This is a genomic window from Arthrobacter sp. NPDC056493 (genome assembly GCF_042795115.1).
Taxonomy (GTDB): domain Bacteria; phylum Actinomycetota; class Actinomycetes; order Actinomycetales; family Micrococcaceae; genus Arthrobacter.
The window spans coordinates 45,171-70,777 of sequence record NZ_JBHTSL010000018.1 but is presented as its reverse complement, the minus strand read 5'-3'; the positions used below and the strand labels follow the sequence as shown (position 1 = coordinate 70,777).

Genomic DNA, 25,607 nt, shown 5'->3' with positions numbered 1-25,607 from the left:
GAAACAGACCTATCAAGTGTAGTGTCCATCCAGTGGACGGCCACATTTGTCCCGAATACTGAGACAGCCGGCACGCAAAACCACGCCCGGCCCTCCTCCGCGCTGCGGCTGCGCGGTGTGGTGGAGGGCCGGGCGTGGGTCCGGAGAGGATTGGCTGGCGGCCTTGCGGGCCGCCAGCCGTCCTGGTGAGTTACACAGCACCCGTCCTGAACGTCCAGGAGCGGAAGGCCAGCGGGTTGCCCGCCAGATCCCGTACCGCGGACGTTGCCATGGTGTAGGTGGTGTTGGCCGCCAGAGTTGCCGACGGGTTCAACGTCGCGGTCCTGGTCGCGGCGTTGTACGTGACGGTCGCCGTCACCACCGGACCGGTCAGGCCGCCGCGCCGCAGCACCACTGTTCCGGTGCTGACGTTCGTCACGGGCTCGCTGTAGCGGACCGTGACGTTCGCCGTCCTGCCCACGTTGTTGGCGCCGATACCGGGGGTAACGGAAGCAACGGTCGGAGCGGGACCGGTGGTGAACTGCCACGAGTTGAACGCGATGGTGTTCCCGGCGGTGTCGCGGACTGAGGAGACAGCCAACGAGTACGTGCGGTCTGCCAGGAGGTTGGCGTTCGGGTTCACCGTCGCCGTGCGGTTCGCGTTGTTGTACGTGACCGTGGTGGGGATGACGGTGGCGCCGAGCCGCAGTACGACGGTGCCTGTGGTGACATTCGCCACCGGCTCACTGAAGGTCACGCTCAGGTTGTTCGCCTGGCTGACGGACGTGGCGCCCGAGGCGGGCGTCCGGCCAGTGACCGTCGGTGCAACGAACTCGGTCCGCGGCGTGGTCAGCGGTGTGCGGGCCGATGCTGCGCCCGTGCCTGCTGCGTTGATCGCCGAGACGTCGAACGTGTATCCCGTGCCGTTGATCAGGCCGGTGACCACCGTGTTCGTCACGTTGCCGACCGTCACCTCGCGGGTCGGAGTGGCACCCGTACCCACGAAAACACGGACCCGGAACTGGGTGACCGGGGCGCTGGCTACCGCCGCCGGGGCGGTCCACCGCACCGTGGCCTGGGCATTGCCCGCGGTCGCCGTGCCGATCGCCGGAGCGCTCGCAAGGGTGGGAGCCGACGGGGTCACCGTGCCGGACAGTGCCGAGAAGGCGCTGGTGCCGATTGCGTTCAGTGCCCGAACCTGGAACCGGACAGGGGTTCCGTTGGCCAGGCCCGTCACCACCAGGCTGGTGGCACCGGCGTCGGCGGTCTGGAGTGCACCGACCTGGGTTCCGGCCGCGTTGACCACCCGCACCTCGAAGCTGGTGGCGACGCCGCCTGCTGCCGGGGTGAAGTTGACCGTCGCCTGGCCATTGCCTGCGGCAACCGAGACGATGACTGGCGCCGCCGGAGCGACGGTGTCGGCGAACACGAGGCGTTCAACGTTCCGCACGGTGTCGGTACCGTCAGCGCCCACGTTGTCGGTCACCGTGGTGGTGGAGCCCGGGGAGCCGAGGGTGCCGTCGCCGCCGGTTGTGGTGACCGTGTAGTCGGCTTCCGGTCCGGTGAACACTGCGGAGTCGGTGCCGCCGGAGCCCGTGAGGATCTCGCGGACCGCCACGATGTTGCCCGGGTTCACGGTTCCCGCGAAGACAGCCTCCTGGAGGGTCGGTCCCGTCAGGTTGCCGTTGGCGTCCTTCAGGTACCGGCTGCTCATGGCGCTCTGCCCCGGCCCTTCAATGCTGGCGCTGCCGATCTCGCTTGCCGGATCGGCTGCGTTGGTGCGGACGCTGAGACGGACACTGAGGTAGCGGTCGCCGTCGATGATGTCGTTTGCGCCGCGGCCCTCGATCAGGTCGCTGCCGCTGCCGCCGAGGAGGATGTTGCCTTCGCCCCAGACGTTCGCACCGGTGAGGACCGGGCAGTCCTTGCCCGCCGAGGCGGACACAACATCGGCGGTCGGCGTCGGGAAGGTCGTCACCAGGTCGCCGAGTCCGGCGATCCGGTCCACACCGGCCTGATCCAGAACGTTGCACCCGATGAACCCGCCGCCTCCAACGGCGCTGGGAACGACGCTGTCGCCGCGGATCTTGTCATCGAATTTCCAGCCGGAGGCGGCCTCGAGTTCGTTGAACTTGTCGCGGACATCAACGGTCAGGATGTCAAGCGGAACAAGCGGCAAGGCGAGGTCCAGGTCCTGCGGCTGGGGATCGCCCTGACCGGTCTCCCAGTCGTAACCGGAAGCTCCGGCGACTTTCTCGATGCCAGGACCGCCGACGCCGATGTCGTCGCCGCCCTCCATGTCGTAGTCGTCGTCGCCGCCCTGGCCGACGAGGATGTCGTGTCCGGGCTTCTGGGAATCGTCCAGGAAGAACAGGTTGCCGCTGTCTCCTTGCATCAGGTCCGGCTGGTCGCCGCCCTCTTCCCAGTCATCGCCGCTGTCGCCGAATGCGGCGTCAAGGCTCTCACCGAGCATCACGAAGTCGTCACCGGCGCCGGCGAAGGTTTCGTTGGCATTGGCTCCGCCGTTTGTGAAGTCCTTGCCTTCCCCACCCATGACGATGTCCAGGCCGGGTCCGGCGTTGATCGCGTCGTTGCCGGGTCCGCCCTTGTGGACGTCGTCACCGGCGAGGTCGGTGATGATGTCGTCGCCGTCGCCACCGAGTGCGACGTCGGCTCCGTCGCCGCCTTCGATGACGTCGTTGCCTTCACCGCCCCAGAAGGTGTCGCTGTCGTTTCCGCCGAAGATGCGGTCCACGCCGGCGGTGCCGTTGTAGACACTCTGGCCGTTGATGCCGGAGGGGTCCACGGTGTTCCGCGAGCGGTACTTGATGGTGCCGTCGGCCATGCGGATCAGGAGGTCCGCCTCGCTGCACTCTGAATCCGGGTCGTCCGCGACGGTGTTGCCCAAGGTTGCAAACTCAGGGGCGGTGCCGGCCAGCTTCTTCAGTTCAAACTTGCAGTCCGCCGTGGCAAACGCGTCGGCCTTCAGGCTCTTCACGTTCGTGTTGCGCATCATCATCTCGGCGAACGAGTTGCCCTCCAGTTGCGTCCTCAGGTTCATGCCGGGGGTGCGTGCCAGGTAATACAGGCGGTCGCCGTTCTGCAGGTTGGTCAGCTGGTTCTCGAAGACGTAGTTGAACGTGCTGCCCAGCAGGCCGCCGAATACAACCGTCTGCTCCGCGAGGCCGCCGACCCAGAGATCAACGTTGTCGAGGCCGGTGATCGAGCTGGTGCCGCTGTTGGCCCAGGTATCCGTGCTGTTCATGAACGCTGCGGCGTCGGCCGGAGCGACGTCCCCGGGGGCGGGGCTGACGATGAGGCGTGCGGCTTCCCGCTTGCCTGCCAGCGTCGTGGCACCGGTGATGGACGGGTGCAGACCGTAGGCAGCGACGAAGTTGACGAGCGACTCCGGGTGCTTGAGGTTCTCGCCGAAGTCGACCCAGTTGGTGTAGGGCTTCAGCTGGCCGTCATTCGTTGAGTTGAACAGTTCCCGGCGAAGGACGTTCAGCCGCGGAATACCCTCAGAACGGGCCCGCGTCATGTTGATCGTCGGAAGGTCCAGGGGCAGGCCCAGCAGGTTGTTGCGGAGTGTGTCCGTCACGAACTCATCCAGTTCGTTACCGGCCTGGTCCGACATGCCCGCGATGACGCTGCCGGCAGCCTCTTCCGAGGTCAGCAGCCCGGCAGGACCGCCGTTGGTGTATTCCGGCGGGTTGAGGAATCCATGGAGCAGCGAGATGTCGTTCTGGCTGCCCCTCGTGTCGTCGGACGTTCCGAACACCGTGTCAGGGCCGGGGCCGTCCTCATTCCTGCGTGCGATTGTTTCCGTCAGCATCGAGTGGCCGAAGCGGTACACGGCGTGGGCGAATTCCGCCTTGATCGCGGGGTTCAGTTCCGTCTGGGTAAAGGCAAACGGCTCAAAGGGGTTGATCGCAGGCTGAACCTTGCGGGCGAACTCCTCGAAGACCAGGTGCTGGTACTCCATCTCGGTGATGAACCGTGCGGCCTGGAAGAGCCGCTCACCGTTCCAGCCGGCGGCACCGGCAGCCAGCTTCCACTCAGGCAAAGCGGCGACGCCGCTGGGGGAGGTATCGGTGGTCAGGATGTTCTCGATGTCGTCGACGAGCCGATCGTGCTCCGAGTGGAAGATCTGGTGGATGGTGGTGAGGCCGATGTTCTCGTTGACGCGACCGTCACCGGCGATGAAGTGCGCATTCAGCATCTCGTCGTCATAGGTGCCAGGGGCCTGGCTGGCGAAATCGGCAGATGCCGTGGTGTCGCCATCCTTCGCCGGGGTCACCTTTGGTGTAGCCGGGTTGTGGTCGGTGTCCTGCGGGGACGGGTCCGCGTTGTGCGCGATGTCCGTCAGGAACGGGGTGTCAAAGTATTTGACGTTCGCGGGCACCAGGGTCCCCAGGCCGCCGTTGTCGGCACGGTCGGCCTCCACGAGTCCCGTATCTGTCACGAACTGCGGCAGACCGCGGGCAGGGCCGGGAATGAACTTGCCGTAGGGGTCCGCGGCGACCATCGGGACATTCAGGACGTCCTTGTCGAGCAGCTGGATGCCGAGCCGCGCCGAGGCCTGCGCCTTGGTCGTGGCCCAGGTGGCCATGCCGTTGACCGCGTTGGTGCCCGCTTCCCCGCCGAGCATCTTGCCTGTGGCGACCGGCCTCCCGGCGTTGTTGTCAACATACTCACGCAGGAACACCTGGTGCGAGGGGTGCGAGGTGTAGGTCTGGCTCTGATCGACCCAGGGCGAGTCCGTGTTGTTCGCATCCTGGATATCGTCAGCGCTTTCGTCGGCAGGGGTCGCGGGGTTGTCGCCCGCGATGCCATCCGGTCCGGGCTGGTTCTGGCCCCGGGTCAGAACCATGAAACGCAGGTTCGGGTCGAGGTCGTCCGCGTTCCCGAAGACGTGGTCCGGGCCTGCGATCAGCGGGTCGTCATCCTTCAGCGGAACGAAGACGGTTCCACCGCTCTTAACAGTCTGGTCAACGCCGTGGTCAAAGAACTGGCCGAAGAGCGTGAACATCGAGTTGTAGGGCGGGGAGAGTCCGACATCGGTGGTCACGTTCTCGATGAACAGCGTGCTGTGGGACGGCACGCAGTCTGCGGGAACGCCGACGACGGGCGGGGTGGCCAGGGGATCCGGGTCCGTGGTGCAGGGCACGACGCCCGGGTTGCCCTGCGTCCGGACCGGGTTACCGGCCGCGGCGACCGCCGCCGGGTTGGTCGAGGTCTGGTCCACGATCAGGTTGCTGATCACGCGTGGCTCGGAGTCGAAGACGTTGCCCCTCTTCTGCGCGTACGACGTCGGCTGCGAAGGCCCGAACGCAGGAGGCGAGTTCTCGGCACTCTTAAACACGGGTGTGGTCAGGCGGGGGAACTTCTGGTCGGCTGCACCGAACGTCTCCTGGCCCGGCTGGAGATTGTTGCATGACCCGTCCACCGTCCGGAGACCCTGAGAAACCAGGGGGCTCGGAATTTGGTTGGGGCCAGTGCCGATCAGCGCGCCGCAGGGGCCGGTGGCCGAGGTCGTGTTGGCCACGTGGGCTTCAGCGATCTTGATCTGCTTCAGGATGAAGGACAGATCAGAGGGGGTGATGGTGAAACCTTCCCCCACCGGTGCCTGCACTGCGTTGGCTGCGACCACAGGCAAACCCATGGCGACTGGCATCATCAATGTGGTTACTGCTGCCACCGTCCGGAAGGAGATGGCTTGCTTGCCGTGCTTTTTGCGTCGTTGACGTCGGTTTGTTGGTGGATCGGTGGGTGAAGCGGATCGACTTTGATCCGCTCCCCCGTCTGACTTCCATGCTGAGATTTTCATGGCACACCTGCCGCTAGGAGGGTTATGACCGTGCCATCGTGCGTGGCCATGCCCGTGAAAACCTTGTGGATGCAGCCGGACCGGAGTTATTTGGCCGGCTGAGCCACCCAAATTGGGGGTTTTCAATCAGTCAGTTAACGGGCAACGCACAGGTAAGGCCGCTAACTTGGCGGCCCTACCTGCGCATCAATTGCCACGGCGTATTGCATCCGGGTCTGGGTTCGTCTACACCGGCCAGTCCATCAGGGTGGAACGGATCAGGAACCGCTTGCCTTCCGGCGCCTCGACCGAGAATCCGCTCCCCCGGCCCTGCACTACGTCCACCGTCAGGTGCGTGTGGCTCCAGTAGCCGAACTGTTCCCTGGACATCCAGAACTCCAGCGGCTGGCGGCCGTCGTCCGCGGAACCGGACCCGACGCCGTCGTCCGCGGAGAGGTCAAACAGCCCCAGCAGCACATCCGAGTCGCCGGTCAGGAAGTCCCCCGCCGGGTAGCACATGGGCGCGGATCCGTCGCAGCAGCCGCCGGACTGGTGGAACATGAGCGGGCCGTGCCGCGTCCAGAGCTTTCGCAGCAGCCGCACGGCCTCGGCGGTGAGTGCCACCCGGGAGAAGTCCTCCCCGGGCAGCGTCACCGCGGCGTCGAGCCTGGTGTCGGGCATCAGCCACATCTCCTCATCAGAACCTCAGCACCACGCGGCCGTCGATCTTGGCGTGCTTCATCTCGTCAAAGACCGCGTTGACTTCCGAGAGTTCCCGCGTGGAGACGGTGGGATGGATCTTGCCCTGCGCGTAGAAGTCAAGCGCTTCTTCCAGGTCCTGCCGCGTCCCCACGATGGAGCCGCGGACGGTCAGGCCCTTGAGCACGATCTCAAAGATCGGTGCCGGGAAGTCGCCCGGCGGCAGGCCGTTGAACACGATCGTGCCGCCGCGGCGGGCCATGCCGATGGCCTGCCCAAACGCCGACGGGTGCACGGCCGTGACCAGGACTCCGTGGCAGCCGCCGGTTTCCCGCTGGATGACTTCCGCGGGGTCCTCGTGCAGCGCATTGACGGTGAGTTCGGCGCCGTGCTTTTTGGCCAGGGCCAGTTTGTCGTCCGCGATGTCGACGGCGGCGACGCGCAGGCCCATGGCGACGGCGTACTGGACGGCGATGTGCCCCAGGCCGCCGATTCCGGAGATGGTGACCCACTCCCCCGGCTTGGCCTCGGTCATTTTCAGCCCCTTGTAGACGGTGACGCCGGCGCACAGCACCGGGGCGACCTCCACGGGATCCGAGCCCGCCGGAATCCGGGCGGCAAAACGGCTGTCCACCAGCATGTACTCGCCGAAGGACCCGTCCACGCTGTAGCCGGCGTTCTGCTGGGCCTCGCACAGCGTTTCCCAGCCGGTGCGGCAGTACTGGCAGTCGCCGCAGGCGGACCAGAGCCAGGCATTGCCCACCAGATCCCCGACGGCGAGGTCCGTGACGCCCTCACCGAGTGCCACCACCTCGCCCACGCCTTCGTGGCCGGGCACAAAGGGCGGCGACGGCTTGACCGGCCAGTCCCCTTCCGCTGCGTGGAGGTCGGTGTGGCAGACACCGCTGGTGATCACTTTGACGAGCGCCTGGCCGCGGCCGGGCGTCGGGACGGGAATGTCCTGGATCTGGAGGTCCTTGGTGAATTCGGTTACTACGGCTGCTTGCATTGTCGTCGTCATTGGCGAAATCCTTGCGTCGTTGAAGCGTTGTTTCAGGTGGTGCGGGACGGGTGGTGCTGCCTTCCTGAGTGGTGGCCAGGGGACGGTCTTCCGCCGCGGTGCGGGCGGGAAGCATGGTGCGGGCGGGGACGGATGGAGCTGATCCGTCCCCGCCCGGGCTAAGCGCGGCCTAGGGCGCCGGCTCCTAATCCCTTAGAAGAAGCCGAGCTTGTTTTCGTTGTAGCTGACCAGCAGGTTCTTGGTCTGCTGGTAGTGGTCCAGCATCATGGCGTGGTTTTCGCGTCCGATGCCGGAGGACTTGTAGCCGCCGAACGCGGCACCGGCCGGGTAGGCGTGGTAGTTGTTGATCCAGACGCGGCCGGCCTGGATCTCGCGGCCGGCCCGGTACGCGACGTTGCCATTGCGGGACCAGACGCCGGCGCCCAGGCCGTAGAGGGTGTCGTTGGCGAGGCCCATGGCGTCGTTGTAGTCACTGAAGCGGGCTACGGACACCACCGGGCCGAAGATCTCCTCCTGGAAGATGCGCATCCGGTTGTGGCCCTCGAAAATCGTGGGCTGGACGTAGTAGCCGCCGGCCAGATCACCGGGCAGTTCGGCGCGGGCGCCGCCGGTGAGCACCTTGGCGCCCTCCTGCTTTCCGATGTCGATGTAGGAGAGGATCTTTTCCAGCTGGTCGTTGGAGGCCTGGGCGCCCACCTGGGTTTCGGTGTCCAGCGGGTTACCCTGGATCATCTTCTCCACCCGGGCCACGGCGTCGGCCATGAAGGAGTCATAGATGTCATCCTGGACCAGGGCTCGGGACGGGCAGGTGCAGACTTCGCCCTGGTTGAAGGCGAAGAGCGCGAAACCTTCCTGCGCCTTGTCGTAGAACGCGTCATTGGAGTCGGCGACGTCGTTGAAGAAGATGTTCGGGCTCTTGCCGCCGAGTTCCAGCGTGACCGGAATCAGGTTCTGGCTGGCGTACTGGCTGATCAGCCGGCCGGTGGTGGTCTCGCCGGTGAAGGCGATCTTGCGGATCCGCGGGCTGGAGGCCAGCGGCTTGCCGGCCTCGACGCCGAAGCCGTTGACCACGTTGAGCACGCCGGCCGGCAGCAGGTCGCCGATGAGTTCTATCAGGACAAGGATGGACGTCGGCGTCTGTTCCGCCGGCTTGAGGACGACGGCGTTGCCCGCCGCGAGCGCCGGCGCCAGCTTCCAGACGGCCATCAGGATGGGGAAGTTCCACGGGATGATCTGTCCCACGACGCCGAGCGGCTCGTGGAAGTGGTACGCGGTGGTGTCGTCGTCGAGCTGCGACAGCCGGCCCTCCTGGGCCCGGACGGCGGAGGCAAAGTAGCGGAAGTGGTCGGCTGCCAGCGGGATGTCCGCGTTAAGGGTCTCGCGGACCGGCTTGCCGTTGTCCCAGGTCTCGGCGACGGCGAGCAGCTCGACGTTCTCATCGATGCGGTCGGCGATTTTGTTCAGGATGGCTGCGCGCTCCGCAACTGAAGTCTTGCCCCAGGAGGGAGCAACCTTGTGCGCGGCGTCCAGGGCCAGTTCGATGTCCTCGGCGGTGCCGCGGGCCACCTCGCAGAACGCTTTGCCGGTGACCGGGGTGATGTTCTCGAAGTACTGGCCCTTCACGGGTGCAACCCATTCGCCGCCGATCCAGTTCTCGTAGCGGTCCTTGAACGTGACCTTCGAACCTTCGGTGCCGGGCTGTGCATAAACGGTCATTTGCTAGCTCCTTTGCTCTGCAACACTGTGGCGACATGTCATGGTGATCGCCGATGCATCGAGCCTAGGAGCGGGCAGGTTGCAGCCAGGTTGCAACCCCGTCCCCACCTGCCCCCTGACCTCGCAAGCTCGGCCAGGGAACCCGGCAGGCGTGGGCCCAAGGCCGAGTGCTAGACCAGTTCCGTTTCCAGCCGTTCAAGATCGGCGACGACGGCGGCCCGCTTGGGCGAGCGCGGCGGCAGCAGCTTGAGGGCGGCCAGCCGGACGCCGACGTCGTCCCTCGCCTCGGGCAGGTCAGCGTACTTGAGCAGGGACTCGGCGCTGCCGTCGGTCAGGACGGCCTCGCGCACCAGTGCGGACACGCGGTCGCGCAACTCCACGACGCCTGGTGCTTCGGACCGAGGGAGCACGGCCCCGCGGTAGATCTCGAGTGCGATCCTGTGGGCGCCGCGCTGGAGGCAGTTCAGCACCTGGCCGCTGTCCGGCAGGAGGTCGATGGTCATTTTGTACGGGCGGGACTCCGGGACCGCCGCGGGGCTAAGCTGCCGGAGGACCTTGCGGAGGCGAACCATCTCGGCGCGCAGGGTGATGCTCGAGCCGTCGCCGGGATAGAGCAGCATGCTGAGTTCCTCGGCGCTGAGGCCATCCGGGTGGGTGGTCAGCAGGGCCAGGATTTCGCTGTGCCGTGCCGATAGCGCCACGGTCCGGCCCTCGATGCTGAGCAGGGCCTGGTCCCGGCCCAGCAGTTGCAGGCTGTTGCGGTACAGGCTGCCCTCCGGCGCAGACCCGGACCTGTCAGCGGAACTCGAGCTCCGCCGTCGTGCCTTAACCCGGTCCTGTTCGGCGGCGAGCTGCAGGCGTTCGACGCGCAACTGGGCCTGGGCCGCCGCCACCGTGGCCTCGACGAGGGAGAGCGTGTGCGGCGCCACGGCCGCCTCCGTGCCCGTGATGTCCACGACCCCCAGCAGCGCGCCGGAGTCGGGGTCCTGGAACGGCACCGCCGTGCAGCTCCACGGGTGGACGGACCGTTTGTAGTGCTCGGCGCCGGAAATCTGGATGCCGCGGCCCAGCGCGAGGGCGGTCCCGGGGGCGCTGGTCCCCACGGTCGCCTCCGACCAGTCGGCGCCGGGAACAAACATCATGCCCTCTGCGCGGCTGCGGGCGCCGGTGTCGCCTTCCACCCAGAGCAGCCTGCCAACCTCGTCGCCGACGGCCACCAGCAGGCCGCTGTCGTTGCTGGGCCGGATGAGGAGCTTCTGGATCACAGGCATGATGGCGGCCAGGGGGTGCTGGCGCCGGTATTCCTCCAGCTCGTCCGCGGCGATGGCCAGCGGCGCCTCGGGGAGGTCGGGGTTAGCGTGCAGCTTGGCGGACCGCTGCCACGATTCGCGGATCAGGCGGCGCAGCCCCGGGATCTCTTCGGCATCAGGGAACGCTTCGGCCTGCGGATGGCTGTCCAGGAATTCGTGGCCGGCCAGGGCCCGGCGCTGCAGCAGTACCGAATCTTCGGTTCCGGGTGCCATTGGCTGGATCAGGTTCTTCATCGAACTCCCACTCGAGCAAACGCTTGCCCGCGACAGTCTAGTCCACCCAACTGACTCGCAATAGATGTCGTTATGAGCACTCAAAACGACATCTATTGCGAGTCAGTTGGGCGCGCAGCGAAACTCTCAGGCGCGGGAGATCTGGATCATTTCCTCGCGCGGCACCACCTTGATGCGTTCGCGCACCACGCCGCCGTCGGCCTCGGCGGACTCCGTCCACGATGCGCCGAGGGCTGCCTCGTGGGCGTTCAGCTTGTTCCAGCCCTCCCACGTGGTGTACTCGATGCCGCGCTCCTCGAGCAGGTCGATGATGGCCTGCGGGTCCGGGTTCTGCGCCGGCGGCAGGGTGAGCCGGTCCTCGAGGAGGAAGCCAATGGTCTCGAGGGCGTCGCCCTTCGTGTGGCCGATCAGGCCGACCGGCCCGCGCTTGATCCAGCCGGTGGTGTAAATGCCGGGGACAGGGTTCCCGCCGGCGTCGAGGACACGGCCGCCTTCGTTGGGGATGACCCCGTGCTTCGCGTCGTATTCCAGTTCGTCCAGCGCGGAGCCGTGGTAGCCGATGGCGCGGTAGACGGCCTGCACCGGGTAGTCGGCGAACTCCCCTGTGCCCTTGACGTTCCCGGTGCCGTCCAGCTGCATGCGCTCGAACTTGATGCCCGCCACCTTGCCGGACCCGCCGTCGTCGTAAATCTCTACCGGGCTGTGCAGGAAGTGCAGATGAAGGCGGCGCGACGACGGCTGCTCGGCCTCGGCGTGCTCCTCAACGAGCCAGTTGGTCATGGTGTTCACCATGGTCTTGGTCTGGTTGTTGCTCCGGATCGCGTCGTCGGAGGCCTCGTCGAACTCGAAGTCCTCCGGGTACAGCACGATGTCGACGTCGCGTGCGTGGCTGAGTTCGCGGAGCTCCAGCGGGGTGAACTTGACCTGGGCGGGGCCGCGGCGGCCGAAGACGTGGACGTCGGTGACCGGTGAATTCTTCAGGCCCTGGTAGACGTTGTCCGGGATTTCGGTGACGAGGAGCTCGTCGGCGTGCTTCACCAGCATCCGCGCGACGTCCAGGGCCACGTTGCCGTTCCCGATGACCGCGATTTCCTTGGCGTCCAGCGGCCACTCGCGGGAAACGTCCGGATGCCCGTCGTACCAGGACACGAAGTCGGCAGCGCCATAGGAGCCTTCAAGGTCGACGCCGGGGATGTCCAGGCCGGCGTCCTTGATGGCGCCGGTGGAGAAGATGACGGCGTCGTAGAAGGCGCGGAAGTCGTGCAGCGTGAGGTCCCGGCCATAGGTGACGTTGCCCAGGAACCTGATGTCGCCGCGGTCCAGGACCTTGTGCAGGGCGTTGACGATGCCCTTGATCCGCGGGTGGTCCGGGGCCACGCCGTAGCGGATCAGGCCGTACGGTGCCGGGTAGGCCTCGAAGAGGTCAATGCTGACCTCGAAGTCGCCGTCCTTGACCTCGTTGGACTTGGTCAGGATGTCCGCGGCATAGACGCCTGCGGGTCCTGCGCCGACGATCGCGACGCGGAGCGGGCGCTTGGCCGTGGATTCAGCTGTGTTGGACACCGTAAGCCCTTCCGGAACGGGAGACCGCGCCCCACCGGCGCGCAGTTTTCAATTCTAATTGTCCGCCCGGCCGGGCTGACCACCCGTGACGGCGCACGGCGGTCCGTGACGGCCTGCGGCCCCGCGTCAGCCGCTCCTGCGCAGGGCCACCACGTCGCCCTCGCGGTACAGCAGCGCCCGCAGTTCCGACTCCGCCGAATCCAGCCGTTTGGGGTCTATAGTCTCGCCGGCCGCAAAGTGGTCCAGCAGCCGCGGGTCCACGTAGCTCTTGCGTGCAATCGACGGCGTATTCCCCAGCAGCGCCGCCGCCTCCATCATGGCGACCCTGATGGCGCGCTTCCTCTTTGCCTCGGTTCTCTGCGGCCCGCTCCGGGCCAGGCTGACGGCGGCCGCGGCGGTGCCCCGCAGGGTCCGGAAGTCCTTCGCGGTGAAGTCGTCGCCCGTGCGTTCCTTGACGTAGCTGTTGATCTCGGCGCTGGTCACCGGGTGCCACGTCCGGCCGTTCTTGTAGGCCAGCAGCCGCGCGTTGCCGCCACGCCGTTTGAGGGCCTGGGCCAGCGGGGCAAGATCGGGGTCCGCGATGAGGGAGTCCCAGGTCTTGCCGCTCTTGGCGGGGAAGCTGAGGTGCAGGCAGTCCTTGCGGACATTGACGTGGGCGCAGAGCAGCGTGGCGAGCCCGTGGCTGCCGTTCTCGTTCGTGTACCGTTCCGAGCCGACCCGCAGGGAGCCGCTGTCCAGCATCCTGAAAGCCGCGGCCAAAACGCGCTGCCGGGTGACGCCGTCGGACCTCAGGTCCATGGTGACGAGCCGGCGGGCGGTGGGCAGCGATTCGGCGAGCTGGAGCGCGCGGTCGAACTTCACGCGGTCTTTCCGTTCGCGCCACTCCGGATGGTAGATGTACTGCCGGCGGCCCACGGCATCCAGCCCCGTGGCCTGGATGTGCCCGTTCTCGAACGGCGCTATCCACACGTCGGTCCAGGCTGGCGGAATGCCGATGCCCTCCAGCCGGTCCCGGACCGGACCGGGCGACAGCGTGGAGCCGTCCAGGTCCCTGTAGCTGAACCCGGCACCGGCCCCCACCCGCCGGTATCCGCGGCCGGAAGCGTTGCTGTGGCGGAGCCTCATCGGGCCACCACCCTGCGGAGAGTCGTACTCATAATGGCAAGCCTACTGACTAATTTGCCTCCGCAGGCAAGCTTTTGGTGCGGCCAGGCGGAATACCGCATCTTAGGATGGTGTTATGGGTCTTGTGCCTAACCCCGACGGATCCGTCTCCTCCGCTGTTCCGACCGCCCTTTCACCCGGAGCTCCGCCCTCGGGCGTGACCGGCCCTGGCACGTCTGCGGCATCCGGTTCGTCGGGCGCACCCAAGGCGGTGGATAAGGAGACGACGGCGGGGATGCTGTTCGGCGTCGGCGCTTACGGCCTGTGGGGGCTGCTTCCGCTGTACTTCTTCGTTCTGCAGCCGGCGGGTGCCGTTGAGATCGTGGCCAACCGGGTGGTGTGGTCCCTGATCTTTTGCGCCCTCCTGATCACGGTGACGAGGGCGTGGCGCGTTTTGGGCGCCGCCCTGCGGAACCGCTCCGTACTGTGGACCCTGGCGGCCGCGGCCGGCCTCATCGCTGTGAACTGGCTGACGTACACCTACGGCGTCACCACCGGGCAGGCAGTCGAGGCCTCACTTGGCTACTTCATTAACCCGCTCGTGTCGGTCCTTCTCGGCGTCTTCGTCCTCAAGGAGACGCTGCGGCCGCTGCAGTGGGCCGCCGTCGGAATCGGTTTCATCGCCGTCGGCGTGCTGACCGTGTCCTACGGAAAACTGCCGTGGATCGCACTGACCCTCGCCGTCAGTTTCGGCCTGTACGGCTTCGTGAAGAAGCGCGTGGGCCCGCGTGCCGACGCCATCACCAGCCTCACCGTGGAGACCATAGTCCTTGCTCCCCTGGCCGGAGCAACCATGATCTTCCTCGCGGCCAGCGGCACTGCGTCGCTGACCACCCACGGCCCCGGGCACTTCTGGCTGCTCCTGGCATCGGGCGTCATCACGGCCGTGCCGCTGGTGTTCTTCGGCGCCTCCGCCCGCCGGCTGCCGATGACCACCATCGGGCTGCTGCAGTACTTCGCACCCGTCCTGCAGTTCATCGTGGCCCTGGTGGTGTTCGGCGAGGCCATGACGCTGGACCGGTGGATCGGTTTCGGCGTCGTGTGGCTTGCCCTGCTGGTGCTCACCGTGGACATGCTGGCCGCGACGCGCAAGAGTTCAGCGGCCAGACGGCTCGCCCGCGGGGAAGCGCGAACGAACACTTAAGCCCCGCTCAAGGGGCCCCAGCTGTCCGTTCGCGCCCGGGCAGGGTTTGGCGCGCAGCCCGGCGAGCTATACGGTCAGGGGGCCGAGTCCGGTCAGGGGGCCGAGTCCGCGCGGTCGTAGTCGCGCGGCACAACCACCATGGGCACCGGCAGCGCACGCAGCACCTTGTTGGCGGTGCTGCCCAGGAACATGCGGTTCTTTTCGGCCAGGCGCGAGGAGCCCACGATGAGGATCTCGCCGTCGTCCCATTCGAGTCCGTCGATCGCTTCCTCAACGGTGCGGCCGTGGGCGACGGCGACGCCGACCTCGTGACCCGCCGGCACCTTCCCCGACGCTGCTGTCAGGACGGTATTCGCGTGGATGTGCGCGGCGTTGATCGCTTCCCCGGAGTCACCGGCGGCATCGAGTTCCACCAGCGACACCAGCCGCAGTGGCACACCGCGCCGCTTCGCCGCCCTGATGGCGGTCTCGATGGCAGCCTCGGCACCGGCCCGCTGCCCCACGGCCAGCGTCAGGCGGGTGACGGGCGCCGTCCGCTGGTAGCCGCGCGGCGCGAGTGCCACCGGGACCTGCGAGGCGTGAAGCAGGGCGTTGGCTACAGACCCCACCGTGTAGCGCTTGAACAGGCCTGCGCTGGCGGCCCCGACGGCGATGAGCCCGGCTTCGAACTCCACCGCCGCATCGATGAGCCCGCCGGCGAAGGAATCGGCCTCCCGCACATGGAATTTCGCGGGCAACCCCTGCGGAACCAGGGCCAGGCCCTCCCGTTCGGCCGTCAGCACCTCCTGCTCCGCGGCGCTGACCCGGCTGCCCTCCGGGTTCAGGGCCACGTACGGCGTGCCCGGCTTCACCACATAGACCAGATCCAGTTCAGCGCCCTGTGCCAGGGCCAGCGAGGTGGCCAGGGCGACGGCGTCCGCGCCCCGCTCGGTGGGTGTGTAACCGACTACGTATCGCATGCGAAACCCCTCTTTGGGTAGTGCAGACCGGCGCCCGTATCCCGGCGGCGCTAACCGGCCTGCGGCGTGAAGTGCAGTGGTGAGGATGACTCTACCGCGGCCCCCGCGCCGGCGGGCGGCAACTTAACGGGAGTCCGACGGCGGCAACAACGACGGCGGGCCGGGCACCTTTTGGTACCCGGCCCGCCGTCGTCGGACATTCAGTGCGCCCGCCACAGCGCGAACTGGCAGCTAACGCCCTGTTTTTCGTTTTTTGGGGTCATCATCTGCCAGTTCGCGCCAAGTGAGGCTGGAACTAGGCGTTGGCCTTGATGGCCGCGGCGAGGACTTCCAGGCCGTCCAGCAGCAGCTCGTCGCTGATGACCAGCGGGGGCAGCAGGCGGATGACGTTGCCGTAGGTTCCGCAGGTCAGGATGATGACGCCTTCCTTGAGGCAGGCGGCCGCCACGGCCTTGGTGAGCTCCGGGTTCGGCTCCTTCGAACCGGCCTGGACCAGCTCGATGGCCAGCATGGCGCCGCGGCCACGGATGTCGCCGATCACGGAACCCTTGGCGCCGCCGGGAAGCGCTGCTGCGAGCTCGCGCAGCTTGCCGACGGAGAGTTCCTCGATGTGCTTGGCGCGGGTGTTGAGGTCGTATTCCTGCATGGAGCCGATGGAGGCCAGCGCAGCCGCACAGGCCACCGGGTTGCCGCCGTAGGTGCCGCCGAGGCCGCCGGGATGGACGGCGTCGAGCAGGTCGGCGCGGCCGGTGATGGCGGAGAGCGGCATGCCGCCGGCGATGCCCTTGGCCATGGTGATGATGTCCGGAACGATGCCCTCGTGGTCCACGGCGAACCATTCGCCGGTGCGGCAGAAACCGGACTGGACCTCATCGGCGATGAACACGATGCCCTTTTCCTTGGCCCACGCGGACAGCGCCGGCAGGAAGCCCTCGGCCGGGACGATGAACCCGCCCTCGCCCTGGATCGGTTCGATGATAATCGCGGCCACCTGGTCGCCGCCGATCTGCTTTTCGATCGCGGTGATGGCGCGCTTGGCGGCCTCGGCACCCGTGATTTCCGGGTTCTCCTCGCGGAACGGGTAGCTCATCGGCATCCGGTAGACCTCGGGCGCGAACGGGCCGAAGTTGGTCTTGTACGGCATGGCCTTGGCCGTCAGCGCCATGGTCAGGTTGGTGCGGCCGTGGTAGGCGTGGTCAAAGGCGACGACGGCGTCCCGGCCGGTGGCCAGGCGGGCCACCTTGACGGCGTTTTCCACGGCTTCGGCGCCGGAGTTGAAGAGCACGGTGCGCTTCTCGTGGGTGCCCGGGGTGAGCTTGTTCAGCTGCTCCGCGACCGCGACGTAGCCCTCGTAGGGGGTGACCATGAAGCAGGTGTGGGTGAAGTGCTCCACGGCTTCCTTCACGGCACCGACGACGGCGGGATCGGACGCGCCGACGCTGGTCACCGCGATGCCCGAGCCGAGGTCAATGAAGGAGTTGCCGTCGACGTCGTGGATGATGCCGCCGTCGGCGTCCGCGACGTAGACCGGCACGCTGGAGGCGACGCCGGCGGCGACCACGGCCTTGCGGCGTTCGGTCAGGGCCACGGACTTGGGGCCCGGGAAGTCGGCCTGGACGCGGCGCTTCTGCTCGAGGCGGTAAGTGATTTCGTTGGCAGTGGTGGTCATGATGTTTCTTTCTTTACAGCGGAGGTTAGGGCGCCGGTGGGACTATGCGTCGAGTGCGGACATGACGTGCTTGATGCGCGTGTAGTCCTCGACGCCGTACATGGAGAGGTCCTTGCCGTAGCCGGACTGCTTGAATCCGCCGTGGGGCATCTCGGCGGTGAGGAGGATGTGGGTGTTGATCCAGACCGCACCGAAGTCCAGGTCGCGGCTGAGCCGCATGGCCGTGCCGTGGTCGGACGTCCAGACGCTGGACGCCAGGGCGTATTCGACGTCGTTGGCCAGGTCGATTGCTTCGGCTTCCGTGCTGAACTTCTGAACGGTGATGACCGGGCCAAAGGTTTCCTTCTGCACGATGTCGTCCGTCTGCTTCGCGCCGGTGATGATGGTGGGTTCGAAGAAGAACCCCTTCTCGCCGGCGCGGTGGCCGCCGGTTTCGATCCGGCAGTGCGCGGGCAGCGAGTCGACGACGGCGCTGACCGCCTTGAAGTGGTTGACGTTGTTCAGCGGGCCGTAGTAGTTGTCCTCGTCGTTCTGGGAGCCGGTGTGCAGGGTCTTGGTGTGTTCCACCATGGCCGCCACGACGTCGTCGTGCACCGAGTCCTCCACCAGGACACGGGTGATGGCCGTGCAGTCCTGGCCCGCGTTGAAGAACGCGAACTCGGCGATGGCCGCGGCGCTCTTCTTGATGTCGGCGTCCTTGAAGACGATGGCCGGGGCCTTTCCGCCCAGTTCCAGGTGCGCCCGTTTGAGGCTCTTCGCGGCGCCCGAGGCGACGGCGATGCCGGCACGCACGGACCCGGTGATGGACACCAGGCCCGGGACTTTGTGCTCCACCATCAGCGCACCGGTTTCGCCGGTGCCGAGGATGACGTTCAGGACGCCGGCCGGCAGGATGTCTGCTGCCAGGCGGGCCAGGACCAGGGTGGATTCGGGCGTCGTGTCCGAGGGCTTCAGGACCACGGTGTTGCCGGCTGCCAGGGCGGGGCCGATCTTCCAGATGGCCATCAGGAACGGGTAGTTCCACGGCGCCACCTGGGCTACGACGCCGATCGGTTCGCGCCGGACGTAGGAGGTGTGGCCCTCGAAGTACTCGCCGGCGGACTTGCCTTCGAGGATGCGGGCCGCGCCGGCGAAGAAGCGCAGCTGGTCCGCGCCCGCGGCAACTTCCTCGGACGCGATGAGGGAACGGACCTGGCCGGTGTTGCGGTGCTGGGCATCGACCAGTTCGTCGCTGTTGGCCTCGATGGCGTCGGCGAGCTTGAGCAGCATGAGCTGCCGCTGCCCGGGGGTCACATGCTTCCAGGACTTGAAGGCGTCCCTGGCCGCGGCCATGGCGGCATCGACGTCGGCCTCCACGGACACGGGCGACTTGGCCACCACGTCGCCGGTCACGGGGTTCACGATATCGATCAGGCCCGTGCCCGCCGGCGTGACGAACTCCCCGTTGATAAAGTTCTGCAAGGTTTGAACCACGGTGTACAACCTCTTTCGTCCTGAATAGTGTGATGCGGCTGACTCGAGCCTATTCCAGCCCGACACCGCGGGGAATAGCCACCTGCACACCCTTGAACCGGTGCTTTAGTGCGATCGGCCAGCCTCCCGCTACCCTTGATCCATGGCAATTTCCCTCGCGGCGCTGCTGGCCGTGCAGTCTCTGGGACTCAAGAAATCCAGCCTCGCGGAGACCACTTCGCACCAGGACATCCGCTGGGTGGCGGTCACGGAACTCGAGGACCCGCAGCGCTTCCTCAACGGCGGAGAACTGGTGCTGACCACCGGGCTCCGGATGAAAAGTGCGCCCGAACAGCGCCGCTTTGTGCGCCAGGTCCAGCGCGCCGGCGCGGTGGGCATCGGCTTCGGCGTGGGTCTCTCGCACGACGCCGTCCCGCCGGCTTTGATCGCGGAAGCGAACCGCTGGGGGCTGCCGGTGGTCGAAGTGCCGTACGGCACCCCGTTCATCGCCATCAGCAAACTCGTGGCCGACGCGCAGTCCGCGGATCACTATTCCAAGCTTGAGCGGCTCATCGCCGGCCACCAGATCCTGGCCCGCGCGCTGCTGACCGGCGGCGGGCTGGCCGAACTCCTGCGGCACCTGGGCGGCATGCTCCGCACCGAGATCGCGCTCACCCAGTTCACCGCACAGCTGTACAAGAGCGGCAGCGAGCCACCGTCCGCGGACTCCTGGACCACCTATCCCATTCCCACCGGGCGCCGCGATGCCTGCACGCTCTGGGTGAAACAGCCGTTCGAGGATTCCGGCATCATCGGCTACGCGCAGAACCTCATCAGCGTGGAGCTCAACAACATGGTCAAGCAGCGCCAGGCCGAGCGGGCGCTCTGCGGGCAGGTGCTCGAGGACGTGATCCACGGAACCCTGGACACCAGCGAGGCCCAGCGCCGCCTCGCCGGAACGGGCATCAACAGCACGCGCAAGAACGTCGTGATTCTGGCCGGCTCTGAGGCGCACCACAAGCAATTGGTCAGCTCCTCACTGCCGCAGGTACTGGAGAACGCTGTGACCGCCGTCGTCGGAAAGGACCTGGTGACGGTGGTGCCCGACGACGGACGCGGCGCCACGGCGATGGCCCGGAGCCTCAGCGACCACCTCGCCGAGGCCGGCATCCACGCCACCATCGGCATCGGCGGCGCGTACACCAAGCCGAACGGCCTGCGCTGGAGCTACTTCGAGGCGCGTGACGCCGCCAGCCACGGGCTGCCGGTGAACGAGCCCGAACGGCTCAGCCTGACTTCCCTGCTCCTGGCGAGTGAGGACGTGCCGCTGGCGGACATGGCCAACGAATCGCTGGACCCGCTGCGCAGCTTTGACGCCGCCCACGGCGCCGAGCTGATGGCCACGCTGGAGAGCTACCTGAACAACAACGGCTCTGTTGCCGCGGTCGCCGAGGCGCTCACCCTGCACCGGAACACTGTCCGCTACCGGCTGGCGCAGATCACCGAACTCACCGGGTATGACCCCTCCGTAACCGCCGACCGGGTGCAGCTGTGGCTGGCCCTGGCGGTCGCCCGGCTGGGGGCGCGGCACGCCGGCTGAGCCGGTTCACCGGGGAGGTCGCGAATCGCCGCGCGGCCACAGCGCACCGCCCGGTCACAGGAATCCACCCGGTCACAGGAATCCGCGGGCATAGCCGTCCAGCCGGCTCGCGAGTTCAACCGGGTTGCTCAGTGCCACCAGGTGTCCGCCCTGGATTTCGTCAATCCCCAGGCCCAGCCGGGTCCGGACCATCCGCCGTTGAAAGTCCACGGGGAAGAAGCGGTCATCGCGGCCAACCAGGACCCTGGTGGGCACGTCAGGCCAGCGGTCGATCTCGCAGCGCTGCTTGAAGGGCGTGCCGGAAGGAGCACGCTGCTCGACGGCGCCCGCGGCGACAACATCCGGGGGAACGTCGTGCAGGAAGTGCACACGCTCATCAAAATCACCGCTGCGCCCGTTCAGCCTGTCGTTGAGCTCGCGTGCCTGGGGCTGTCCGGTGGCCTCCCACCACTCGCCTGGCGTCTCACCCGGAAGAGGCACCATCGGATTAATCAGGACGATAAGCCGCACCGGTACGCGCCCCGCCACAACCGGAACCGTAAAGGCGCCCAGGGATTGGCCCACGAGGACCACATCGCGGTGATCACCGGTGGCCGTGACGACGGTGTCGGCGTAGTCCTGCAGTCCCAGGTGGGGGTCGTCCTCGCGGATGTCGACCGCAACGGCCTGGTGCCCCAGCCGTTCCAGCTCCGGAACCACCCGGTGCCAGTACCAGCCCACTCCCCCGGCACCCGGGACAAGAACGAAAGTGCTCACGTGCCCTCCTGCTGCTCCCGCTTGGCGCTGACGCGCCTATTCGAAACGCACGGCGTTCCACTCAAGGATCCGCGGCTCCGCCAGTCCCTCGGTGGTGAACGGATCGCCGGCGATGAAGCGCATCACGACGAATTCCATGGACGCGATCCTACCGGCCGCCACCGGGCCCACGGGAGCCGCCGTCGGAAGCCTGCGAACGGTCCACCACGACCGTCCCCGCGGCCCCGTCCACGGTGACGGTGTCCCCGGTCCGAATCCGTACGGTTGCGTCGGGGACGCCGACGACGGCGGGAATTCCGTATTCGCGCGCCACCACGGCACCGTGGGAAATGGGTCCGCCCATTTCCATGACCAGTGCCCCCGCGGTCATGAACAGCGGTGTCCATCCCGGGTCAGTCGATGGGGCAACGAGGATTTCCCCCGGCTCCAGGTGGGCGCCGGCCGGGTCCAGGATGACCCTGGCTTTGCCCGTGACGGTGCCGGCCGAGGCCGGCGCCCCTGTGAGGGTTCCCGGCTGGCCGTCAGCAGACGGCCCCGCCTGGGCCTGCGCGGCCATGGCTGCCTCGACGTCGGTGCCATCGGAAAGCAGCAGGCGGGGGATGCGCCGGCGCCGCATTTCACGGTGGTAACCCTGGCGGCGTTCGGCGACCGGTCCGCGAAGGTCCGCGCCGCGCAATGCCACGCGGGCTTCGGCGAGGTCCAGGAAGAAGACGTCGCCGGGTGCCGTGATCCGGCCGGCGTCAGCGAGCTCCTCACCCACCTGCTGGAGCTGGCCGCGGAGGACGGCGAAGGCTGTGATCAGCCGGAACTTTGGGTACTCGCGCATGCCGGCGGTTTCCCGTGCGCGCCGCAGGCCGTGCGCCACGATTCGGCCGTACAGCCCGCCCCTGGCCCGGGCTGTGCGCGCGGCCAGCTCGGCAACCTTGGCGTCGGCCTTTTCCGCGGCCCGTTGGAAGAGCCGGTCCGGTGCGAGCTCCGGGTCGGCCAGCTTCAGGTAGTTGGCCAGGACATTGATGATGTGGGCGGAGTCCTCGCCCCACCGGGGAACACCGAGGTCAATTTCGGCCACGGCGCGGTGTCCGTACTTGGCGAGGAAGCCGCGCAGCGCGCCCTGGCAGACGGCGGGCAATGTCCCTTCTACGTACCGGCTGGCGAGTAACTGTGGCTCTTCCTCCGTGAGTGCGCGGACCGAGTCCGGGTCCTCCCGGATTGAGGCGGCCGTCCGCCAGAGCTCCAGATCCATCTCGGTGGTCACATTGTGCGGCAAGCCGCGCAACACGGCCTGCAGCTCGCCGGCCTGCACAAGCCGTCCCAGCAACAGCCGGGCGAGGCCCAGCCAGGCATACCCGGCGGCCGCCGGTGGCAGTACCCGCATCACGGCGGGCGTGATCTCCTTGGTGAGGACGCGTTCCACGAAATCGAGCCGCCGGGCGCCGGTGGCAGGCTCCGGGAGCACCAGCATCCGGTCCATCTCACGGTCCGCTTCCCTGACCCGTTCCAGCGCGGCGGCGGGATTAGCCATCGCGCGCAGGACGTCCCCAACCAGGCTAAAGGGCGGCGAGGCCCGGAGCCCGGACTTCAGCGACGCCAGCCTGGGAGCCCTCGTGAGGGCGAAGCGGGGGTCGGCCCCCAGATACGCCAGCACATCGACGGACCTGGCATCGGCTACTTTCATGGCTCTCAGCAGGCCGCGCCTGCCGCCCCTGGTCCGCAGCAGGGACGTGACATCGACAAACATGCGCATCCCGGCCTTGGCGGAACTGTAAGGGGCCGGTCCGCCGCCGGTGGCAGTCGGCCGGTAGCTGTCGCTCATGAGCGTGAACGAAGCCAGGCCCATGGGTGTCAGCGGCCGGGTCAGCCCCTGCAAGAGGCTGGCGCACAGGTAGGCCCGGGTCCCGCCGTCGTGGTTTTGGGGCTCGGGCAGCGGAAACAGTGTGGTGATCGGACGGGACTGCACCACCGTGATCCCGCCGCCCGGTTCGATGGCCCATTCCAGGTCCTGCGGATCCCCGTACAGCTCCTCCACACGGGTCCCGACCCTGGCCAGAGAGCGGATCTGCTCATCCGTCATGCACGCCTGCCCCGCGCCGTCCTGCCGGTGCAGCAACCTGGTCCCGCCGCCCGGGGCGGGCCGGCTTTCGGTGAGTTTGTCACCCAGGCTGCGCTGGAGGATCTCCCCGGTGGCTGCATCGACCCTGAAATGATCCGGGTTCACAGCCCCGCTGACCAGCGTTTCGCCGAGTCCGGGCGCGGCGTCGATCACGGTTTCCTTGCGCCGGCCCGTCAGCGGATTCGCCGTGAACATCACCCCGGCCACGCCCGCGTCCACCATTTCCTGAACAACGACGGCGATCCCGACCGAGCGCTGGTCAATCCCGTGATCTGCGCGGTAGGCCACGGCCCGGTCCGTCCACAGGGAAGCCCAGCAGCGGCGGACCGCATCCAGCAGCGCATCGGGACCCACGACATTGAGGTACGTGTCCAGTTGGCCGGCGAAGCTGGCCTCGGGGAGGTCCTCGGCGGTGGCGGAGGAACGCACGGCCACCGGAGTGTCCTCGCCCAGGTCAGCGTAGGCGGCAAGGATCGCTTCGACGTCGCCCTCGGGCAGGGAAACCGCCGCCAGCCTGCTGCGAGCCTGCTCCGGCGGCCCGGAAGGATCCACTCCGGCGGCGGCCGCTACCTCCCGGTACGCCGTGGTGGTGATGCAGAAGCCGCGCGGGACCGGCAGCCCGGCAGCCAGGAGCACACCGAGGTTGGCAGCCTTGCCGCCCACCTCGGGCACCATGCCGGCGTCCACCCGGGCCAGGCTGATGACTGTGTCCCCCGGGCGCGATGGATGCCGGTCTGCGTGCTTATCCACCGGCCGCCTGCTATCCCACTCCGCGCCGAATGGCCTTCCGGGACTTCCGGTGCGCCTTGCGGTACTTGGCTTCGGCCTTGGCGGCGCTCTTTTGTTCCCGCTTCAGGAGCGAGGCGTAGGCCGCGTCCAGGGTTTCCGGAAGGTCGGGGCCACCGGCGAGCTTCCCCAGGAAAATCCGCGCCATCACGCCGTCGTGGTGGTCGCCGAGGATCGTCTGCTGTTTGTGCGCCGCCTTGGCCAGCCTGGCGGCACGCCGGCCAAAGACGGGATCCACGGTTTCGGCGGCGTGCCGCAGCCGTTTGGCGTCCTTCCGCACCTGGTGCAGCGCGGTTTCGTGCGCCGTGGCATCTTTGAGTTCCATGCCAGGCTTTTCACCGGCACCATCCTTGACCCGCACAGCCGCTTTGTGGGCGCGGCGCAGCCGTCTGGCCGACTTGCCCACCAGCTTGCGGGCGGCCTTGCGCGCGGGTGCCGCAGCGGCCGGTCGGAGCGGCGGGTGGTCACGGAAATCTTCGAGGTCGTCGAGGAGGCGGAAGTAGCGGTCGGCCAGGAGCACCTCCTGCGTTTTGCGGTAGCCGGCGTCCAACCTGGTGCCCAGTTCCCGCTCGATCCGCCGTTTCACGTCGTCGGCCGCCTCGCCCGGCGGCAGCTTCCCGGCGTGCGTCCGCAGCCGGTCCAGCATGACTTCGGCGTCGCGGGGCGTGCCGAGGATCTGGCCCAGCCACTTGAGCTCGTCGCGCAGCCTGCCCACCGCGCCCTGGCCGTAAAGCTTCCGGTATACCGCGAGCGCCGACCGCACGCGCCGTATGGCCGAACGCATGGCATGGACCGCATCCGGCTCCTCCAGCCGCACCCGGGCGTCGTTGGCCAGGATTTCGCTGATCTGCCCGGCCAGGTATACGCGTACGACGGCGGACGCCGGCCACTTCTTGCCCGGTTTCCTACCGCCGGGCTGCTTCGCGTCGCCGGCAGTGACTGCCGTGCCGTCAGTGTAGGCAGCGCCCTCAGGTTCTGAAGTGCCAGGGGCCGTCGGCGCCGCCGCCCCCAGTGCCCGCCGCAGCTTGGACTCGTGCGCTGACGGCCGGGCACCGGCCGCGGCCAGCACCGCCGCGGCTGCCTTGAACACCCCGGGCTGGCCGTGAACCAGCTCGAGTTCCCATTCCCGCCACTGCTGCTTTTGGCCTTCCGGGTTCCCGCCCGATCCATGAAGGAGCTCCGCTTCCACCGTGTCATCGGCAAAGTCGGCGAGGTGCACGCCGTCGTCCCCGTACAGCGCACGGGTAGTGCGCCGGGTGTTCAGGCGGGCCACGGGCACGGGATCCGATCCGCGGAGGTAGGCGTGCAGGTGGGCCAGCAGTTTCTCCGGAACGACGTCGGCCTGCCCGAGCGGGGCGTGAATCTCCCGGCGCGGTCCCGGCCCCTCCTCTGGCCCTGATGCTGGATCCGGTGGCAGCTTTACGTGCCAGCCGGCATCGGCCCCGCCACTGCGCCGCCGCAGGGTGATGCGGCGGGAGGCGAGAACCAGGTCCTCCGTGTCGAAGTAGACGGCTTCAAGTTCAGCTTCGTGTGGTTCAGCCACGCTGCCCACACCGGGGATGGCGGCAAGGTCGGGCAACACCGAGCCGTCGTCGACGTCGTACTTCTTCTCCGTTTCGAGGCCTTCGGCGGTCAT

General features: G+C 67.6%; 15 protein-coding genes. 2 read left to right on the top strand and 13 right to left on the bottom strand.

Annotated elements, in window-relative coordinates:
• Positions 1-190: 190 nt before the first annotated feature.
• The 7 genes from ACFQ50_RS10055 to ACFQ50_RS10025 all read right to left on the bottom strand — a co-directional run bounded on the left by ACFQ50_RS10055 (position 191) and on the right by ACFQ50_RS10025 (position 13,456).
• The gene (locus tag ACFQ50_RS10055; RefSeq protein ID WP_377995385.1) at positions 191-5,644 is read right to left on the bottom strand and encodes a peroxidase family protein; all 5,454 of its coding nucleotides are present in this window, start codon (positions 5,642-5,644) and stop codon (positions 191-193) included.
• A gap of 390 nt (positions 5,645-6,034) precedes the next feature.
• Complete coding sequence (locus ACFQ50_RS10050) at positions 6,035-6,469, bottom strand: DUF779 domain-containing protein (protein WP_377995384.1); 435 nt, start codon at positions 6,467-6,469, stop codon at positions 6,035-6,037.
• A 16-nt stretch (positions 6,470-6,485) separates the two neighbouring features.
• Positions 6,486-7,508: an alcohol dehydrogenase AdhP gene (gene adhP, locus ACFQ50_RS10045; protein ID WP_377995383.1), complete on the bottom strand. Its 1,023-nt coding sequence runs from the start codon at positions 7,506-7,508 to the stop codon at positions 6,486-6,488.
• A gap of 192 nt (positions 7,509-7,700) precedes the next feature.
• Positions 7,701-9,224 (bottom strand): aldehyde dehydrogenase family protein, encoded by a 1,524-nt coding sequence (locus ACFQ50_RS10040; protein ID WP_377995382.1) that lies wholly within the window; start codon positions 9,222-9,224, stop codon positions 7,701-7,703.
• 170 nt (positions 9,225-9,394) lie between these two features.
• Positions 9,395-10,768, bottom strand: coding sequence for a GAF domain-containing protein (locus tag ACFQ50_RS10035; protein WP_377995381.1), 1,374 nt, complete (start codon positions 10,766-10,768; stop codon positions 9,395-9,397).
• 126 nt (positions 10,769-10,894) lie between these two features.
• The gene (locus tag ACFQ50_RS10030; protein WP_377995380.1) at positions 10,895-12,331 is read right to left on the bottom strand and encodes an FAD-dependent oxidoreductase; all 1,437 of its coding nucleotides are present in this window, start codon (positions 12,329-12,331) and stop codon (positions 10,895-10,897) included.
• A gap of 126 nt (positions 12,332-12,457) precedes the next feature.
• Entirely contained in the window at positions 12,458-13,456 is a 999-nt protein-coding gene (locus tag ACFQ50_RS10025; protein WP_377995379.1) for a DNA topoisomerase IB, read from the bottom strand.
• 115 nt (positions 13,457-13,571) lie between these two features.
• Here ACFQ50_RS10025 and rarD point away from each other — a divergent pair, with 115 nt between their 5' ends.
• On the top strand, positions 13,572-14,639 hold the full coding sequence (gene rarD / locus ACFQ50_RS10020; protein ID WP_377995378.1) for an EamA family transporter RarD: 1,068 nt from the start codon (positions 13,572-13,574) through the stop codon (positions 14,637-14,639).
• Between the two features lie 92 nt (positions 14,640-14,731).
• Here rarD and ACFQ50_RS10015 read toward each other — a convergent pair whose 3' ends face one another.
• The 3 genes from ACFQ50_RS10015 to ACFQ50_RS10005 form a co-directional block, all read right to left on the bottom strand.
• Positions 14,732-15,598 carry a universal stress protein gene (locus tag ACFQ50_RS10015; protein ID WP_377995377.1) on the bottom strand — a complete coding sequence of 289 codons (867 nt, stop codon included), beginning with the start codon at positions 15,596-15,598 and terminating at the stop codon, positions 14,732-14,734.
• A 295-nt stretch (positions 15,599-15,893) separates the two neighbouring features.
• On the bottom strand, positions 15,894-17,267 hold the full coding sequence (gabT, locus tag ACFQ50_RS10010) for a 4-aminobutyrate--2-oxoglutarate transaminase (protein ID WP_377995376.1): 1,374 nt from the start codon (positions 17,265-17,267) through the stop codon (positions 15,894-15,896).
• 42 nt (positions 17,268-17,309) lie between these two features.
• On the bottom strand, positions 17,310-18,740 hold the full coding sequence (locus ACFQ50_RS10005) for an aminobutyraldehyde dehydrogenase (RefSeq protein ID WP_377995375.1): 1,431 nt from the start codon (positions 18,738-18,740) through the stop codon (positions 17,310-17,312).
• Positions 18,741-18,882: 142 nt separating this feature from the next.
• Here ACFQ50_RS10005 and ACFQ50_RS10000 point away from each other — a divergent pair, with 142 nt between their 5' ends.
• Positions 18,883-20,319, top strand: a complete 1,437-nt coding sequence (locus ACFQ50_RS10000; protein ID WP_377995374.1) for a PucR family transcriptional regulator — start codon at positions 18,883-18,885, stop codon at positions 20,317-20,319.
• 72 nt (positions 20,320-20,391) lie between these two features.
• On the opposite strand, the gene ACFQ50_RS09995 is transcribed toward ACFQ50_RS10000, so the two are convergent.
• The 3 genes from ACFQ50_RS09995 to ACFQ50_RS09985 form a co-directional block, all read right to left on the bottom strand.
• Complete coding sequence (locus tag ACFQ50_RS09995; RefSeq protein ID WP_377995373.1) at positions 20,392-21,075, bottom strand: alpha/beta fold hydrolase; 684 nt, start codon at positions 21,073-21,075, stop codon at positions 20,392-20,394.
• 148 nt (positions 21,076-21,223) lie between these two features.
• On the bottom strand, positions 21,224-23,935 hold the full coding sequence (locus ACFQ50_RS09990) for a PEP/pyruvate-binding domain-containing protein (protein ID WP_377995372.1): 2,712 nt from the start codon (positions 23,933-23,935) through the stop codon (positions 21,224-21,226).
• A 10-nt stretch (positions 23,936-23,945) separates the two neighbouring features.
• Positions 23,946-25,607, bottom strand: coding sequence for a CHAD domain-containing protein (locus tag ACFQ50_RS09985; RefSeq protein ID WP_377995371.1), 1,662 nt, complete (start codon positions 25,605-25,607; stop codon positions 23,946-23,948).

Coding starts and splice junctions, on each gene's coding strand:
- ACFQ50_RS10015 (WP_377995377.1), bottom strand. CDS start 15,598: ATGCGATACGTAGTCGGTTACACACCCACCGAGCGGGGCGCGGACGCC.
- gabT (WP_377995376.1), bottom strand. CDS start 17,267: ATGACCACCACTGCCAACGAAATCACTTACCGCCTCGAGCAGAAGCGC.
- ACFQ50_RS09985 (WP_377995371.1), bottom strand. CDS start 25,607: ATGACCGCCGAAGGCCTCGAAACGGAGAAGAAGTACGACGTCGACGAC.
- ACFQ50_RS10035 (WP_377995381.1), bottom strand. CDS start 10,768: ATGAAGAACCTGATCCAGCCAATGGCACCCGGAACCGAAGATTCGGTA.
- ACFQ50_RS10050 (WP_377995384.1), bottom strand. CDS start 6,469: ATGCCCGACACCAGGCTCGACGCCGCGGTGACGCTGCCCGGGGAGGAC.
- ACFQ50_RS10040 (WP_377995382.1), bottom strand. CDS start 9,224: ATGACCGTTTATGCACAGCCCGGCACCGAAGGTTCGAAGGTCACGTTC.
- ACFQ50_RS10000 (WP_377995374.1), top strand. CDS start 18,883: ATGGCAATTTCCCTCGCGGCGCTGCTGGCCGTGCAGTCTCTGGGACTC.
- adhP (WP_377995383.1), bottom strand. CDS start 7,508: ATGACGACGACAATGCAAGCAGCCGTAGTAACCGAATTCACCAAGGAC.
- ACFQ50_RS10025 (WP_377995379.1), bottom strand. CDS start 13,456: ATGAGGCTCCGCCACAGCAACGCTTCCGGCCGCGGATACCGGCGGGTG.
- ACFQ50_RS10055 (WP_377995385.1), bottom strand. CDS start 5,644: ATGGGTTTGCCTGTGGTCGCAGCCAACGCAGTGCAGGCACCGGTGGGG.
- rarD (WP_377995378.1), top strand. CDS start 13,572: ATGGGTCTTGTGCCTAACCCCGACGGATCCGTCTCCTCCGCTGTTCCG.